13 protein-coding genes are annotated in these 16368 nt (G+C 64.5%); 4 read left to right on the top strand and 9 right to left on the bottom strand.

What is annotated here, in order from left to right; translation table 11 throughout:
- Window positions 1-17 precede the first annotated feature (17 nt).
- From LHL23_RS05860 to LHL23_RS05870, 3 genes are read right to left on the bottom strand one after another with little or no spacing between them, the layout of a single operon-like run.
- Complete coding sequence (locus tag LHL23_RS05860) at window positions 18-1232, bottom strand: FUSC family protein (protein ID WP_226429139.1); 1215 nt, start codon at window positions 1230-1232, stop codon at window positions 18-20.
- 9 nt (window positions 1233-1241) lie between these two features.
- On the bottom strand, window positions 1242-1622 hold the full coding sequence (locus LHL23_RS05865; protein WP_226429140.1) for a hypothetical protein: 381 nt from the start codon (window positions 1620-1622) through the stop codon (window positions 1242-1244).
- Window positions 1619-4387, bottom strand: a complete 2769-nt coding sequence (locus LHL23_RS05870; protein ID WP_226429141.1) for a hypothetical protein — start codon at window positions 4385-4387, stop codon at window positions 1619-1621. The genes LHL23_RS05865 and LHL23_RS05870 overlap by 4 nt, the downstream gene beginning before the upstream one ends.
- Window positions 4388-4563: 176 nt before the next feature.
- On the opposite strand from LHL23_RS05870, the gene LHL23_RS05875 reads away from it, so the two are divergent.
- The 3 genes from LHL23_RS05875 (at window position 4564) to LHL23_RS05885 (ending at window position 8341) form a co-directional block, all read left to right on the top strand.
- Complete coding sequence (locus LHL23_RS05875) at window positions 4564-5775, top strand: multidrug effflux MFS transporter (protein ID WP_226429142.1); 1212 nt, start codon at window positions 4564-4566, stop codon at window positions 5773-5775.
- 74 nt (window positions 5776-5849) lie between these two features.
- Entirely contained in the window at window positions 5850-7238 is a 1389-nt protein-coding gene (locus LHL23_RS05880; protein ID WP_222478419.1) for a helix-turn-helix domain-containing protein, read from the top strand.
- A 188-nt stretch (window positions 7239-7426) separates the two neighbouring features.
- On the top strand, window positions 7427-8341 hold the full coding sequence (locus LHL23_RS05885) for a hypothetical protein (RefSeq protein ID WP_226429143.1): 915 nt from the start codon (window positions 7427-7429) through the stop codon (window positions 8339-8341).
- A 25-nt stretch (window positions 8342-8366) separates the two neighbouring features.
- On the opposite strand, the gene LHL23_RS05890 is transcribed toward LHL23_RS05885, so the two are convergent.
- Window positions 8367-8627: a hypothetical protein gene (locus tag LHL23_RS05890; protein WP_226429144.1), complete on the bottom strand. Its 261-nt coding sequence runs from the start codon at window positions 8625-8627 to the stop codon at window positions 8367-8369.
- Window positions 8628-9189: 562 nt separating this feature from the next.
- Here LHL23_RS05890 and LHL23_RS05895 point away from each other — a divergent pair.
- Entirely contained in the window at window positions 9190-9669 is a 480-nt protein-coding gene (locus LHL23_RS05895; protein WP_226429145.1) for a DUF1579 domain-containing protein, read from the top strand.
- A 99-nt stretch (window positions 9670-9768) separates the two neighbouring features.
- Here LHL23_RS05895 and LHL23_RS05900 read toward each other — a convergent pair whose 3' ends face one another.
- The 5 genes from LHL23_RS05900 to LHL23_RS05920 all read right to left on the bottom strand — a co-directional run bounded on the left by LHL23_RS05900 (window position 9769) and on the right by LHL23_RS05920 (window position 16292).
- Window positions 9769-10008: a YdcH family protein gene (locus LHL23_RS05900; protein ID WP_222478411.1), complete on the bottom strand. Its 240-nt coding sequence runs from the start codon at window positions 10006-10008 to the stop codon at window positions 9769-9771.
- A 164-nt stretch (window positions 10009-10172) separates the two neighbouring features.
- A complete protein-coding gene (gene betA / locus LHL23_RS05905; RefSeq protein ID WP_226429146.1) occupies window positions 10173-11828 on the bottom strand; it encodes a choline dehydrogenase in 1656 nt (551 codons plus the stop codon).
- Between the two features lie 107 nt (window positions 11829-11935).
- Entirely contained in the window at window positions 11936-13393 is a 1458-nt protein-coding gene (gene betB, locus LHL23_RS05910; protein WP_226429147.1) for a betaine-aldehyde dehydrogenase, read from the bottom strand.
- 57 nt (window positions 13394-13450) lie between these two features.
- Entirely contained in the window at window positions 13451-14959 is a 1509-nt protein-coding gene (betC, locus tag LHL23_RS05915; protein ID WP_226429148.1) for a choline-sulfatase, read from the bottom strand.
- A 124-nt stretch (window positions 14960-15083) separates the two neighbouring features.
- On the bottom strand, window positions 15084-16292 hold the full coding sequence (locus tag LHL23_RS05920; protein ID WP_222478403.1) for a BCCT family transporter: 1209 nt from the start codon (window positions 16290-16292) through the stop codon (window positions 15084-15086).
- Window positions 16293-16368: the final 76 nt, after the last annotated feature.

A 16368-nucleotide genomic window follows, 5' to 3' on the forward strand; every position in this document is an offset into this window, starting at 1 on the left:
GGGCCGGAGAGACCGCGTCAGGCAGCCTTGGCGATCTCGGCCATCTGCCGCAGGGCGCTGGTCAGCGGCGCCTTCACCGGGGCGGAGATACCAAAGGGGTTGTCCTCCACCAGGGCGATCACCGGGTCGTCCTTGAGGAACTTGAGATACGCGGCAATTTGCGCCAGCAGCGCCTGGGCTGCTGCTTTGCGGGCCTCGCCGGTGGCGGATTTCATCTCAAACAGGGCCTTCATCAGCGCGGTCTGGTTGCCGTCAGTGGCGCCGGCCAGCCCGGCATCGGCGATCTGCGCCAGCACCGGGTGGTTCTGCGACCGCAGCGCCGCCTGCAATTCAGAGATGCCGCCGTCCACCTGCTCCTTGGCGGCCTGCCAGATTTCCATCACGTCCGCCTGCGGCGTCTCCGTCTCCGTCCCTGCCGGGGCGTCGAGCGCCCTGATCAGCGCCTTCAGGCCCTCTGCGGCCTGCGGCAGCGCGCCGGACTTGAGGCTGGCCGCAACGGCGCGGGCCTGCTCGGCCAGCGGCGCCGCCTGTTCCGGCGGCAGCGCCTTGATCCTTGCCGCCTGCGCCGCCAGCAGCTTGGAGAGCTTGGCGGCCTGCTCCGCATCGGCCGGGGCGGGTTTGGGCTGGCTTTGCAGCTTGGCCAGCGCTGCCTCCAGCCGGGCGATGCGCGCGGCGCAGCCGTCGTGGTCGCCCTGCCCCAGCAGCTTGGCGCTAGCCTTGATTTCCGGCGCCAGCTTGCCCGCAAGCTCCGGGTTGCCCAGCGCCTTCACAGCCTCCGCAGCGGCAGCGATGCGCTGCTTCAGAGCGGCGGCGGCGCCATCCTCCGCCTGCGCGGGCGCGCTCGTTTCAAGCTCTTCCGCGTCGTCATCCGGCAGGCTGTCCTCGTCGATGATGCTGCCGTCGGGGCCGACCAGCACCGGCTTGAACTTGACCATGCCTTCCGCCTTGAACCGCTTCTTCAGCTGCTTGACGATACCCTTCACCGGTTTCTCCGTCTGCAGAAAGACCTCGTTCTCCTCCACCCGCAAGGTGCCGAAACAGGTTTTCTTGATGCCCGGCATCTTCTTCAGATCGCCGCGCAGTACCTTGCCGGGCTTGCGCAGGTCGATCATCAGGCCGCAGTTTTCCGGCTTGCCTGCAAGCCCGAAGGCAAAGGGCAGCTCGTTGCCGGACGCCTTGGACTTCTTCAGCAGTTTCAGGACGGCGTCGGCGTCAAAAGCCTGGTCAGGCATGGCATCCTCCTAGCTGGCGCCGGTGGCGGCGGCCCATTCCTCTGCGCTCATCTCGGCAAACTCCAGATCGGCCTCCTCCCCCGGTTCGGAGAGCGGCTGATCCGGCCAGATCATGCCGTAGGCGCGGCGGAACAGCGCCGCCAGTTCCGCGTCGTCGAACGGGTACTGCTGGCCTGCAAACTGGCTGATGCGGCCGCCCGGGCTGGCGATCAGCGAATCCAGCGCCAGGCGCAGCCAGTCCAGGTTGCCCTCCTTGTGGGCGCGTCTGTGCATGGCGCGGATGTCGGCGTCGAATTGCGCCAGATCCGCCATCGGGTCGGGCGCGTTGACCGCCCGGCCCATGGTCAGGAGCCGTGTGTAGCCTTCGATCAGTTCCTTGCGTATCTTCATGGGATCATATTGTCCGGATTGCCACTGGTGTAGGTCTTGGTTTCATTGTCCCAGCCGTCGGCGACCGGGTATTGCTGCATCATCACCCAGCGCCCCGGGATCTTGGCCGGGGCGGCGCCGTGCCGGGTTTTGTATTTCTCGACGTAATCGGCGTTGTCCTGGGCTTTTTCCTCGGCATGGTGCGTGCCGGGGTTGGGATGGTCCGTCGTCTCATCCGGCAGCTTCTCCGGCTCCCAGATGAAGTTCACATAGGCGCGGGTCAGGCCCTCGACCTCTTCGAAGGTTTCATAGGTCTTGTCCGGGACCGGCTCCTCATCCATGCGGACGTGTTTCTTGTGGCCGATATAGGCCTTGTCGATCGGGCGGCCGTGCTCGACGGTGAAATCGGCGTTTTCCTCCGGCCAGGTCAGCGGATCTCCGGAAACATCCATCTCCTTTTCGCCGATGTCGATGCCCTTGGCCAGCGCCGCCTGCGCCGCCAGTTCGCGGCCCGCCAGCCAGTCCTGCGGGCTGTGGAACTTGGATGAAGCACCGGTATAGGAGCGCTCATCATCGGAGTGGGCATTGGGCGGCTTGCCGGTCTTGAGCCGGATGATCAAGTCCTCGTCGCTGACACCGGGGCCGTGGCGGTCGAGCGAGTGGCCTGCGTTGCTGTCAACTCCGTCCACCATTTCATAGGCTTCCGCCGCCTCGGCGCTGAGCTTTTCCAGCTCCTTGCGGACCTGGTCAAAGGCGGCTTTGGCCTTGGCAAAATCCGGTATCTTTGCCTCGGCCTCTGCCGCTGAAACCTTGACTTCAAAGGCGTCTAGATCATCCTGGGACGCGCCGGCCCGTTTCAGCGCCTTGAGGATGCCCTGCACCTGATAGCGGGCCGTCGCCATCGGCTTGGCCTCCGCCAGCAGCTTCTGATGCGCGTCCAGCATCAGGAAGGCGTCGCCGTATTCCCTGTCGTTGTCCGCCCGGTCCATGGCGGTTTTCAGCGAGGCATCCAGCGCGGCCTCGGCTTCCGGCAGCTTGAGGTATGCCTTGGTGCGGGCGTGCTCCTTTTCGACCCTGGCGAGCTTGGCGCGGTAGTCGGCCATCGCCAGCACCAGGTCCAGGTAATCGGTGCCGTCCAGCACCGCCTGCAGATCCGCCGCTGCCTTGGCCGGATCGCCGCCGCGCGCGGTAGCCTCCGCCGCCTTGATTGCCGCGTCCAGCGGGCCGGTCAGCCCGCCCGCACCGCCGGGCAGCGCCGCCAGCAGGTCCTGTGCAGCCTGCCGGGTGTCCAGATAGGCGGGCATCGCGCGCAGCAGCGCCAGAGCGCCCGGCACCGCGGCCACCGCCTCCGGGTATTTCTGCGCAGTCAGGGCATCCGCGACCGGGTTCTGGAAACCGTAGGCCGCGGCGGCCGGATAGCGCTGCAGGATCAGCGCCATCTCGCGGCGCTCGTCCACCACCTTCTCCAGCTTGAACAGCTGGTCGAGCTTGGCGTGGTACTGCGGCGCGCCGGCGTCCTTGTCGAAGTTGTCCGCATCCGCCAGCGCCTTGTGCCTGTCCCAGGTGTCTTTCAGGTCGCTCAGCTCCGGGTCTGCCAGCACCTTGCTCAGCGCTTCGTACTTCTTCGCAAGCGCCTTGACGATCTGCTTGGACAGGCTCTTGCGCATCAGCGCCTTGTTGGCCTTTTCCCAGGCCTTGAGATCCGCCATCGCGCCTGAGGGGTTGTTGGCGCCCTTGAACTCCTGCTTGGTATCCGCCGCCGCCAGCGCATCGCGGAACCCCTTGTCGGCCCGCAGCGAGCCGTCGAAGCTGCGCATGTAGCGGGCCAGCGCGCCGCGGTCCTTGGAGCTGTAATTCATCAGCTCCTGAACCAGCGCCTCGGCCTCGGTGAACTTCTGCTCCTTGTAGGCCTTCTTCTTGGCGTTTTTCAGATGGTTGCGGTAGCTGCCGGCATCCGGCACCGCGCTGGCGAGGATGAATTCGCAGCGGTCATGGGCGGTTGCCATGTATTCCGCCAGTTTGGCGTCGAAGCTGAGCGCCTTGTCAAGGTCGCCCCCGTCGCCGAGGTTGGCCTTCCAGCCCTCCAGCGCCGCCTTTGCCGCGCCGAAGTCCCCCGCCTTGGAATGGCCTGCGGCGGTTTTCATCCGGGCGCTGCGGTCGGCCTCGGCGGCGTCCTTGGCGCCGCCGTTCATCGCTGCAATCAGCGCCAGGGTGCCGCGGGTCCAGCTGTCGAAAAACCGGCCGTAGGTATTGGCGTCCTCCGCCTTGGCGGCGGCATCCTTGGCCGCAGCTTCCACCGCCTCGAAGTCGCTGGCGGAGACCGCCGCTGCCATCGCCTTCTGCGCCGCCTTGATCAGCCCCTCCAGATGGGTGAAGGCGCCCTGATCGAGGCTGTCGCGCACCGCCTTGAACCTGTCCTCTGCCGCGGCAAGGGCTGCCTGCGCCTTGGCCCGGGCGGCGGCGACGCCCAGCTGCGCGGCGATCCGGGTTTCCAGCTCCTTGATATCATTGTCGATCTTGTCAAAGGCTTCTGCCGCGCCGGCGCTGAGGATTTCCTTCTTCAGCGCCTTGCGCCCGCCTGCCAGGCTGCGCCGCGCGCCGGAGCTGAGCGCGGCGGGGATGGCGATCTTGCCGAGCGCCGCAAGCGCGGCCGCGCGCCGCTGCTCCGCGGCCTCATCGCCACCGCCGGGCAAGTCCGGCATGGCCCAGGCCTTGACCGCATAGAAGCGTTCGGCCCATTGCCGGACGGCCGGGTTGTTGGCAAGCGGGTCTGGGGTATTGGCCATTTGTCACCTCATCCGGGCTTGGGGCGGCCTTGAAAACGCACAATAATCTATTGCCTGACCAACCATAGGAGACGCCTTGTTTTTCACGCAAGGAACTTTTGACGCGGCGTCCCCCCTGTGCGCCGCCGCACAGAGGACTGATGGACAACGCGGGCCGACTGCTCTAACCGGATGGTATGTCCACATATGATACCCGGGCCGCCGGCCAGCGGACGCCTCCGCGCATTTTCACCCTGATCCTGCTGGCAGGCCTGTCGGCGCTTGGCATGAACCTGCACCTGCCGTCGCTGGCGGGGATGGCAGAGTACTATGCGGTCGACTACCGGGTGATGCAGCTGTCGGTGGCGCTGTATCTGGCCGGCAATGCGGTGGTGCAGATTTTTGTCGGGCCGATTTCCGACCAGATGGGGCGGCGGCCGGTGATCCTGGGCAGCATCGTGCTGTTCCTGCTGGCCACATTGGGCTGCATCTATGCGCCGACAGCGGAGCTGTTCCTGATGTTCCGGGTGGCGCAGACAGCGGTGGCCGCGACCATGGTGCTGAGCCGCGCCGCGGTGCGCGACATGTATGACACCAACGAGGCCGCCAGCATGATCGGCTATGTCACCATGGGCATGGCGGTGGTGCCGATGATCGGCCCGGCAATCGGCGGCTTCCTGGACCAGTGGATGGGCTGGACCGCCAACTTCTGGCTGCTGTTCCTGGTTGGCGCGGCGACGCTGCTGATCACCTTCACCGATTTCGGCGAGACCGCGCACAAGAGCGGCAAGACGCTGGTGGCGCAGTTCCGCGAGTACCCGGAGCTGCTGCGCTCTCCGCGGTTCTGGGGCTACTCGCTGTCCTCCGGCCTCTCATCAGGGGCGTTTTTTGCCTACCTGGGCGGCGCGCCTTTTGTCGGCACCGAGGTCTACGGCCTCAGCACCGCGGAGCTGGGCGTCTGGTTCTCGGCGCCTGCGGTGGGGTATTTCGCCGGCAATTTCGTGTCGGGGCGGTATTCCACCCGGCTGGGGGTCAACCGCATGGTGCTGTGGGGCTGCGTGATCAATGGCGGCGGCGTGCTGCTGTCGCTGCTGATCGCGGTGGCAGGCGCAGACAGCGTGTTCACCTTCTTCGGCCTCATGTGCTTTGTCGGCCTGGGCAACGGCATGGCGATCCCCAATGCCACCGCCGGCGCGATTTCGGTGCGGCCGCATCTGGCGGGCACTGCCTCGGGCCTCAGCGGCGCGATCATGATCGGCGCGGGTGCCGCGCTCAGCGCCTTTGCGGGGATGCTGCTGGTGCCGGGGTCAACCGCGGTGCCGCTGTTGGCGATCATGTTCGGAACCGCCCTGTGCGGGCTGATTGCGATCCTGCTGGTGGTGCTGCGGGAGCGTCAGATCGGCGCATAACCCCGGCCACAGGCTTGCGGGCGCGGATTTGCAATTATACCATTCGCAGAAAATGGATTTGCAAAGGCGCCCCCATGGCCACCCAGAAACTTTACGCCGGCGCCAAGCTGCGCGAGATGCGGCAGCGGCTGGACCTGACGCAGAAGGATTTCGCCGCCAAGCTGGGCGTCTCCCTGCCCTATCTGAACCAGATGGAGAACAACAACCGCCCGGTGTCGACCACGGTGGTGCTGGCGCTGGCGCAGGAATTCGGCATGGATGTGACCGAGCTGAGCGCGGGCGACAGCGAACGGCTGGTCAGCGACATGCGCGAGGCTATGGCCGATCCGGTATTTGCCGACGATGCGCCGCCGCTGGCGGATCTGCGGCTGACCGCCTCAAACGCCCCGGCGCTGGCGCGGGCCTTTCTGGCGCTGCACCGGGCCTATAGGCAGACCCATGAGCGCCTGGCCTCCTTGGATGAGGCGCTGGGGCGGGAGGATGCCCGCATTCAGGCGTCGCCTTGGGAGGAAGTGCGCGATTTCTTCCATTACTGCGACAACTACATCGACGCGGTGGACCACGCGGCGGAACGCTTTGCCGCCACCAGCGACATCCGCGCCGCCGCGATTGCCGAGCTGGAGCGCGGCGGCATCAAGGTGCGCCAGACCGAGATGGAGGGGTTGCGCCATTACGACGCCGAGGCGCAGGTGCTGCATCTGTCGAACCGCTCCGCGCCGCAGACGCAGCTGTTCCAGATGCTGCTGCAGGTGGCGCTTTTGCGGCAGAACACCCTGCTGGAGGCGACGCTGGACTTTGCAAAGTTCCAGAGCGAGGAGGCCCGCGCCATCGCCAAGATCGGCCTCGCCAACTATTTTGCGGGCGCGGCGCTGATGCCCTACGGGCGGTTCCTGGAGGCGGCGCAGGCCTGCCGCCATGACCTGGAGCTGCTGGCGATCCGCTTTGGCGCCTCGATCGAGCAGATCGCGCACCGGCTCTCGACCCTGCAGCGGCCCGGCGCCAAGGGGGTGCCGTTCTTTTTCGTGCGGGTGGATCAGGCGGGCACCATCACCAAGCGGCACTCGGCCACACGGCTGCAGTTTGCCCGGTTCGGCGGCGCCTGCCCCCTGTGGAACGTGCACCGGGCGTTCGAGACCCCGGGCCGGTTCCTGCGCCAGCTGGCGGAGACGCCGGACGGGGTGCGCTATATCTCGCTGGCCCGCGATGTGTCGAAACCGGGCGGCTCCTTCGGCGCGCCGGTGCGCCGCTATGCCATTGCGCTGGGGTGCGAGGTGCGCCATGCCGATGCGCTGGTCTATGCCGACGGGCTGGATGTGAACCAGGACAGCGCCTATGAACCGATCGGCATCTCCTGCAGGATCTGCGAGAGGAAGGACTGCCACCAGCGCTCGGTGCCGCCGCTGGAGCGGCGACTGACCATCAACACCGACCAGCGCGGCGTGTTGCCCTATGAGGTGAACTGATGCACTGCACGACTGATTGCAGGAACGAGGTCTGAGCAATGCCGCCGCGCAGCAGGAAACGTTTGATCATCCACGCCGGGATGCACAAGACCGGCAGCACCTCCATTCAAGCCGCGCTCGCCGCCGGACAGTCTGAAGGTGCCCATGCCATGCGGCTTGGCCGTCCGAACCATTCGGCACCTTGCAGAATGCTGTTTGACGATCAACCGGAGCAGTACATTGCCTTCAAACAGCAGGGACTGAGCGCAGCTGACCTGGCGGAAAAACGCAAGAAACTGGAAATGCGGGTCAGGCGCCAGCTGCGCAACCGGCCGGAGGATACCTTCATTCTGTCTGCGGAGTGGTTTTCCATAGCAGGCGAAGCGGCACTGACACGGGTGCGCGACCGGTTCAGCCCGCATTTCAAGGAGACCGCTGTCTATGCCTATGTGCGCCCGCCTGCAGACTACCTCCGGAGCTCTCTGCAGCAAGACATCAAGACAGGCGCAGTGAAATTCGCCCCCCGGTGGCCTGAATACCGGAACCGCTTTGAGACAATTGACCGCGTCTTCGGACCGGAAAACGTCCGGCTGCGCGTCTATGCGCCCAGCGGTTTCACCGGGGGAGACGTTGTTCAGGATTTCACGGACTGGGCCGGCCTAGCGCCGGTCACGGGTGCCCATGAAACCCGAAACATCAGCATGACGGCCACGGCCCTGGCTCTCATTTCCTGCTACCGCCGGAACAGCGATATCCGGCTTGGCACGCCCGCCCTTGTCCGAAGAGACCGCAGGATCGTCAATGCGCTGATGGAGCTGCCCGGCCCGCGGTTTGAATTATGCCCGGATCTGGCCGCCGGCATCATCTCTGCAAACGCTGATGATCTCGCCTGGATTGAAGCGCGGATTGGCCAGAAGCTGGATTCTCCGCCACAGCAGCCCGCAGGCGACACTTGGCGGATCGGCAGCGATGCGGATCTGAAACTAGCCGCAGCAGCCTTTGCCCCCGTGCTGGAAGGCGGAAAGCCCGAGCACCGGGCAGGTGATCCCGAGCAAGCAGACATTGCTGCATGGAAGAAACTCTCGGAATTCATTGCGAGAATTCCGGAAACCGGCGGCAGCTAGGCCAGACGAAAAGCAGGCAGAAAGTTCAACCGCGCAGACGGTCCAGCAGGCGGGCCATCAGGGCGCGTTCAGCCTTGACCGCCGCTTCCGGCGGCTGTTTGGGGTGCTCTGCCGGGGCAGGCTGCCACTGCCGCACCCGGACAGGCGCGGGTACTTCCGCCTCTGTTCGGACCGCGGTATCCGCCCTGACCACGTTCCGGATCGCCGCAAGCATTTCCGCGTCAGAAGTTTCGTCGGGCACGCCCTCGATCTCCTGCCAGCGCCCCGGCTGATAGATCTGTCCCATTTGGTTGCTCCTTCGCAAAACACTCCGCTGCGGCGGCGTAAAAGCCGGACTCCGGCTGCAGGCTACAAATAGCGCCCTTGGTCACAATTTTGACGAATTTGCCTTAAATTAACCAAAATCCCCTCATTTCCCGGATGGTTTTCTGGACATTAAAGGGGCCGCGCGGCCTTTGTTGCCGCATCGGGATCAATCCAGCCGCGAGTCGCAGTGACGTCCCGGCACAGGCAGGACCATCCGCCCGGAAGCAAATAGGGGGCGACCTTGGCGCCCCTCTCCTAAACGGGTTCCTGTCGGCCTCCCCCCTCCGACAGCCCCCGCACCCCGTCCTTCAGCGCGGCCCGCTGTTTGCCCATACCGGTCACGGCTTGGCCGCTGGAAGGCACGACGTTGTTGTTGGCCACAGCGGGCGGGACGCACCATGGCGGTAACGAACTGGAAAAACTGCTAAATGCACCTCGCGAAGTGCCATGCGCCAGGCAGCGGGGTTTCCTCCTTGACTTGACGGCCAAGCACGAACAAAACAAGAACATGTTTAATTGACACGCTGCAAAAGGATACCTCCATGGAAGAGAAGGACAGCATATCCCGGGATTTCGATTTTGAGTTCGGCCGCTGGAACGTGCGTCATCGCAGGCTGAAAGAGCGGCTGGCAGGCTGCGATGATTGGGAAGAGTTCGAAGGCACCTCGGAAACCCGGGCGGTTCTTGGCGGCAATGGAAACGTAGAAGACAACTTTCTCAATTTCCCCGACGGAGTGTACCGCGCCATTGCGCTGCGGTCTTTTGATCCTGTCAGCGGGACCTGGGCGATATGGTGGCTGTCGGCAAACGCCCCGCACCAATTGGACGTCCCTGTGGTTGGCCGGTTCGAGGACGGCACCGGATCTTTCTTTGCGGAGGACACGCTGCGCGGTGAACCCGTAACTGTCAGGTTCCTCTGGCTGAACACCGGAACTGAGACGCCCCGTTGGGAGCAAGCGATGTCCCGGGACGGCGGCAAGACCTGGGAGACAAATTGGACCATGGATTTCACGCGCGCTTAACGTGCGCGAGCGCCCCGCTGCTTGGAATGCCAGTGGGGGGGTATTAAGAAAAGAGGGGCACCATCGGTGCCCCCTGCATTTTCCTTCGGCCTGAAAAATTCACGCCTTCGACAGGATCCCCCAGATCTCGTCTTTCAGCGCGGCGCGCTGTTTGCGCATTTCGGTTTCGGCCTGGGCGCTGACGGGTTCCACGTTGGTTTCCGCCCGGTGCACGGCGCGGTTCACCGCGTGGTATTCATCCGACAGTTTGGCGAAATGCGCGTCGGACTGTTTCAGCTGGCTCATCAGCGCCGCTTTTTCCGGGAATTCCTCGGCCAGTTCATGGGGAGTGTTGGACACCTGCTCGCTCCTTCTTCCTAGGGTCGGTTGCAGGTTATTGCCTGCCCTGCCCGGCGACTTTGACGCGGATCAAAAGATGCGGGAAAGGCGCTGGTTTCCAGGCAAAAAGTAAGCCGCCCGCACAAAGGGGAGGTGGCGGGCGGCTTGCTGGCAACGCAACAGGATCAGCGTTGCGCTTCGCGCCAGTTCGGGTTGAACCACGGCTCTGCGTTGGAGGACGGCAGGCGGCGGCCCAGGATGTGGTCGGAGGCCTTCTCGCCGGTCATGATCGAGGGGCCGTTGAGGTTGCCGTTGGTGATCCGCGGGAAGATCGAGCTGTCGGCAACGCGCAGGCCGTCAACGCCGATCACCCGGCATTCCGGGTCGACAACGGCCATTGGATCCTCCGCCGCGCCCATCTTGCAGGTGCCGCAGGGGTGATAGGCGCTTTCCACGTGCTCGCGCAGGAAGCCGTCGATTTCGTCGTCGGTCTGCAGGTGGTCGCCGGGCTGGATCTCGTGCTTGAGGAAAGGCTTCATTGCGTCCTGGGCAAAGATCTCCCGCGTCAGGCGCACGCATTTGCGGAAGTCGATCCAGTCCTGCTCGGTCGACATGTAGTTGAACAGGATGTTCGGCGCGTCCTTGGGATCGCTCGACGCCAGGGTGACCTCGCCGCGCGAGGGGGAGCGCATCGGGCCGACGTGGGCCTGGAAGCCGTGCCCCTCTGCCGCCGCCTGGCCGTCGTAGCGGACCGCAATCGGCAGGAAGTGGTACTGGATGTCCGGGTAATCCACGCCCTTGTCGGAGCGGATGAAGGCGGCGCTTTCGAACTGGTTCGAGGCGCCCAGGCCGGTCTTGGTGAACATCCACTGGGCCCCGACCAGGCCTTTGCCCAGCAGGTTCCAGTATTTGAACAGGGTGATCGGCTGTTTACAGGCGAACTGGAAGTAGAATTCCAGGTGGTCCTGCAGGTTCTGGCCGACGCCGGGGCGGTCGGCGACCACGTCGATGCCGTGCTCGGCCAGGTGCTTGGCCGGGCCGATGCCGGACAGCATCAGCATCTTGGGGGAGTTCAGCGAGGAGGCCGCCAGGATCACCTCGGCATTTGCGCGGATCACCTCGACCTTGCCGCCGCGTTCGATCTCGACGCCCACGGCGCGGCCGTCCTCGATCACCACCTTGCGGGCGAAGGCGCGGATCAGGTCGCAGTTTTCACGTTTCAGGGCAGGCTTCAGATAGGCGTTGGCGGCGGACCAGCGGCGGCCCTTGTAGACCGTCATCTCCATCGGGCCGAAGCCTTCCTGCTGCTCGCCGTTGTAGTCGGAGGTGACCGGGTAGCCCGCCTGCTCGCCCGCCTTTACGAAGGCGTCATGCAGCGGGTTGTCGCGAGGACCGCGGGTCACGTGCAGCGGGCCGTCCTTGCCGCGCCAGTCCGGGTCGCCGCCGTGGCCGCGGTCGTTCCAGGTTTCCATGCGTTTGAAGTACGGGAGCACATCAGCATAGGACCAGCCGGCGGCGCCCGACTCGGCCCAGTGGTTGTAGTCGCCCGCGTGGCCGCGCACATAGACCATGCCGTTGATCGAGGAAGAGCCGCCGATCACCTTGCCGCGCGGGCAGACCAGTTCGCGGCCGCCCAGATGCGGCTCGGGCTGGGATTTGTAGCCCCAGTCGTAAAGCGGCATGTTCATCGGGTAGCTGAGCGCGCCCGGCATCTGGATAAACGGCCCGGCATCGGTGCCGCCGTGTTCGATCACCAGGACCTTCTTGCCGGCCTCGCTGAGCCGGTAGGCCATGGCACAGCCGGCAGAGCCGGCCCCGACAATCACATAATCCGCGTTCATTTCCATTCTCCATCCGGCAGCCGGAAGATCTGGACTGCTGCCGTTTTCTTCAGATTGGGCGGGCGCGCGGGGCGCCCTGCCCGGCCGTTGCTTTCAGGCAGCGCCGATCAGAACGCCGCTTCGACGTCGCCCATGCGGACGTAGACCGACTTCACCTGGCTGAAGTGCTTGATCGCCTCTTTCGAGTTCTCGCGGCCGACACCAGACGCCTTCACGCCGCCGAACGGCGCCTCGACCGGCGCGTCGTTGTAGGAGTTGATGAAGCAGCTGCCTGCCTCGAGCTGGCCGATCACCCGATGGGCGCGGCTGAAGTCGTTGGTGAAGACGCCGGCGCTGAGGCCGAATTCGGTGTCATTGGCGCGCGCGATCACCTCTTCCTCGGTGTCGAAGTCCAGAACAGACATCACCGGGCCGAAGATCTCCTCGCGGGCGATGGTCATGCCGTCGGTCACATCGGCAAAGACGGTCGGCTCAACGAAGAAGCCCGGCATGTCGGCGCGGTTGCCGCCGCAGACCAGGCGGGCGCCTTCCTCTTTGCCCTTTTCGATGTAGCCCAGCACAATGTTCATCTGGTTCTCGGAGACCATCGGGCCGAAGCTGGTGGCCTCGTCCTGCGGGTCGCCCAGCACGGCGGCGCCGGTGCGTTCTGCCAGACGGGCCAGGAATTTTTCCTTGATACCTTTCTGCACGAACACGCGGGTGCCGTTGGAGCAGACCTGGCCGGAAGAATAGAAGTTGCCGTTGATGGCACCGCCGACGGCGTTTTCCACATCGGCGTCATCAAAGATGATCAGCGGCGACTTGCCGCCCAGCTCCATGGTGACATGCTTCATGCCTTCGGCGGCGGCGGCATAAACCTTCTTGCCGGTCGGCACCGAGCCGGTGAGCGAGACCTTGTCGACGCGCGGATCGGTGACCAGCGCGCCGCCGACCTCGCCCATGCCCTGAATGACGTTGTAGATACCGGCCGGGGCGCCCGCCTCATGCAGGATCTCGGCCACTTTCAGGGCGCAGAGCGGCGTGGTCTCAGACGGTTTGAACACCATCGAGTTGCCGCAGGCCAGCGCGGGCGCGCCTTTCCAGCAGGCGATCTGGGTCGGGTAGTTCCAGGCGCCGATGCCCACACACAGGCCCAGCGCCTCGCGCACGGTGTAGACCCAGTCCTCGCCCATCGGGATGTGCTCGCCGGTCAGGGAGCCTGCCAGGCCGCCGAAATATTCCAGCGCGTCGGCGCCGGAGGTGGCGTCGGCCACCAGGGTTTCCTGCAGCGGCTTGCCGGTGTCGTAGGTTTCCAGAACGCTGAGTTCATGGTTGCGCTCGCGCATGATGTCGGCGGCGCGGCGCAGGATGCGGCCGCGCTCGGTGCCGGTCATCTTGGCCCAGGCCTTTTGCGCTTCCTTGGCGGTGGACAGCGCCTGCTCGACGATTGCCGGGGTGGCGGCGTAGACGGTGGCAATCTGCTCACCAGTGGCGGCATAGATCACAGGAATCGGCGTGCCGGACGTGTCTTCGACGTATTCGCCGTTGATGAAATGGCTGGCCTTGGGCTGTGCGGGATGTGTCATGTTGTGTGTCTCCAGCGGGGGTCTTCAGCAGGGGGAGATGCTGAACGGTTGCTATGGTTATTCGCCGCGCGGAAAGCGTTTGCTTTCCTCGAGGTTGTCGAGATTCATGTGGTTGCGCATGTAGCGCTCGGAGGCCTTTTGCAGCGGCTGGTAATCCCAGGGGTAGTAGCCGCCCTGGCGCAGCGCCTCATAGACGACCCAGCGGCGGGCCTGGCTGGCGCGCACATCTGCATCGAAGGCCTCCAGATCCCAGCGCGCCTCCGACTTGGCGCGCAAGGATTCCAGCGTGCCTGCATGGGCCGGGTCCTCTGCCAGGTTGTTGAGCTCGTGCGGGTCGGCCTCCAGGTCGAACAGCTGATCGGGGTCCAGGGCGCAACGGTTGTACTTCCACTTGCCGTAGCGCATGGAGACCAGCGGCGCGTAGGACGCCTCTGCCGCGTATTCCATCAGCACCGGCGCGCTGCGTTCTGTTCCGGTGGCCAGCGGCACCAGGTTCTGGCCGTCGGTCCAGGGCTCGATCTCACCCATGTCGACACCGGCCAGCGCCCCCAGCGTCGGGGTCACGTCGATGGTGGAAACCGGTGTGTCGATGCGGCCCGCAGGCAGGTCCGGGGCGGAGATCATCAGCGGCACCCGGGCGGAGCCCTCGTAGAAGTTCATCTTGAACCACAGGCCGCGCTCGCCCAGCATGTCGCCGTGGTCGGAGACAAACAGGATGATCGCCTCCTGCCGGGTGGTCTCCAGCACGTTCAGGATCTCGCCGATCTTGTCATCCAGATAGGAAATATTGGCGAAATAGGCGCGGCGGGAGCGTTTGATGTCTTCTTCGGTGATGTCGAAGCTGCGCCAGTCGTTGGCGTCAAAGATCCGCTGCGCGTGCGGGTCGTGGTCCTCATACGCCTTGGCCGGGACTTCGGGCAGCAGGTGCTCGCAGTCCTCATAGAGATCCCAGTATTTGCGGCGCGCCACATAGGGGTCGTGCGGATGGGTGAAGGAGACGGTGACGCACCAGGGGCGGTCATCCAGCCCGCGCGACAGCTCATAGAGCTTGGCGGTGGCGTTGTAGGCGACCTCGTCGTCGTATTCCATCTGGTTGGAAGTTTCCGCCACCCCTGCCCCGGTAACGCTCCCCATGTTGTGGTACCACCAGTCGATGCGTTCGCCCGGCTTGCGGTAGTCCGGGGTCCAGCCGAAATCGGCCGGGTAAATGTCGGTGGTCAGCCGGTCTTCGAACCCGTGCAGCTGGTCGGGGCCAACAAAGTGCATCTTGCCCGAGAGGCAGGTGTAGTAGCCCGCGCGGCGCAGGTGGTGGGCATATGTCGGGATGTCGCTGCGGAATTCGGCGGCGTTGTCATAGACGCCGGTGCGCGAGGGCAACTGGCCGGACATGAAGGAGGCGCGGCCCGGGGCGCAGAGCGGCGACGCGGTATAGGCGTTCTTGAAGCGGGTCGAGCGTTCCGCCAGCTTTTTCAGGTTCGGAGCATGCAGCCACTCGGCCGGGCCGTCCGGGAAAAGCGTCCCATTCAACTGGTCAACCATCAGGATCAGGATATTCGGGGCACTCATCGCGGACCTCCCAGTATAAGGCGATGCTTTGCAAAGGCGCCTGGCAGGCCCGAAAGCGCTGCCAGGCAGTTAAAGGCTGGTCCCTTCATTCGGGGAAACTTGGGGGCCAGCCGGGAGACCGCCCTTAATGGGCTGTCTTGATCTTTTCGAAGTCGAGCGTGTTTTCCTCGGGCGAGGCGTCGATGCTCATGACTTCGCTGCGCTTGAAGGCCACGATGTAGGCCAGGCAGGCCACGTAGATGGCGATCACGATGGTGCCGATCCACTGGATCTGCAGCCACTGGCTCTGGAAGGCCAGGGTCAGGCCGAAGAGCACAACCGCGTTGCCGAGCACGTAGGGAATGGTGCCGAAACGCTTGGCCGTCAGGTTCAGGTTGTCGGTGTAGAGGCGGATCAGCGAGTCAAAGGAGTTGACCACGAAGATGATGCCCACCGCGACCATGGAGACGTTGATCAGCAGCGTCGTTTCGATGCTGTTCAGGTGGTAGTAGTACAGGACCGAGAACCACACACCCAGCGGGATCGACGGGAAGATCAGCAGCGCTGCCAGTACCTGCCAGGTGCGCAGGCCGCCGACAAAGCGGGAAGTGAACTGGCCGATCATGATCGACCATGCGAACCACCAGAACAGGTAGAACTCATGATAGTCGGTCAGCGGCAGGATGAACTTGTGGATGTTGGCGAAATAGCCGCCGATGTTGCCTGCGGTGTCGGCAAAGGCGCCCAGGCCCATGCCTGCATAGGCCCACATGCCCAGGATCAGCGCCAGGAACAGCACGGTGGAGCCGACCGACAGGATACGCACGTATTTGATGTCGGTGGAGGAGAAGGCGGCAAACAGGATCACCAGGAAGGTGATGACATAGAAGGCCGGGATCACCGTTTCGCCGTCGCCCATGAAGGTGGCGTAATACGGCAGGTAGATCAGGAACAGCGCGCCGGTGAAGGCGCAGGTGCCGATGATCACGATGTTGTTGATCCACTTCACCAGCGGGATTTCGAAGAACTTCACCCGCGGCTCAACCACGCAGAAATAGAAGGTCGTCAGGAAGTAGAAGCCCCAGATCAGGAAGCCCCAGAAGCCGAACTCCAGCGCCAGCGGGTTGGTGAAGGCATAGGCCGGTTCCGCCGCGGTGTCCGCATAAAGCGGGAAGTCCCAGGCCAGCGGGAACATGATCAGGCCCACGTCCAGACCGGAGGTGAACAGGATTGCGATGAAGGTGAAAAGGTGAACGGGGGTCACGCCGACGTTGCGGACGTTCCACCACTTGATCACGCAGAACGCCACCAGCGCAAAGGCCAGCAGAATCCCGAACGAGATGATTGAAGTCATATGTCCCTCCCATTTCCGGGCGGTGTCCGCCCTAAGACATGGGAGGAGTACATACCACAGCAGGCTGATGCGCCAA

Source organism: Leisingera sp. McT4-56, from assembly GCF_020514995.1.
Lineage (GTDB): Bacteria > Pseudomonadota > Alphaproteobacteria > Rhodobacterales > Rhodobacteraceae > Leisingera > Leisingera aquaemixtae_A.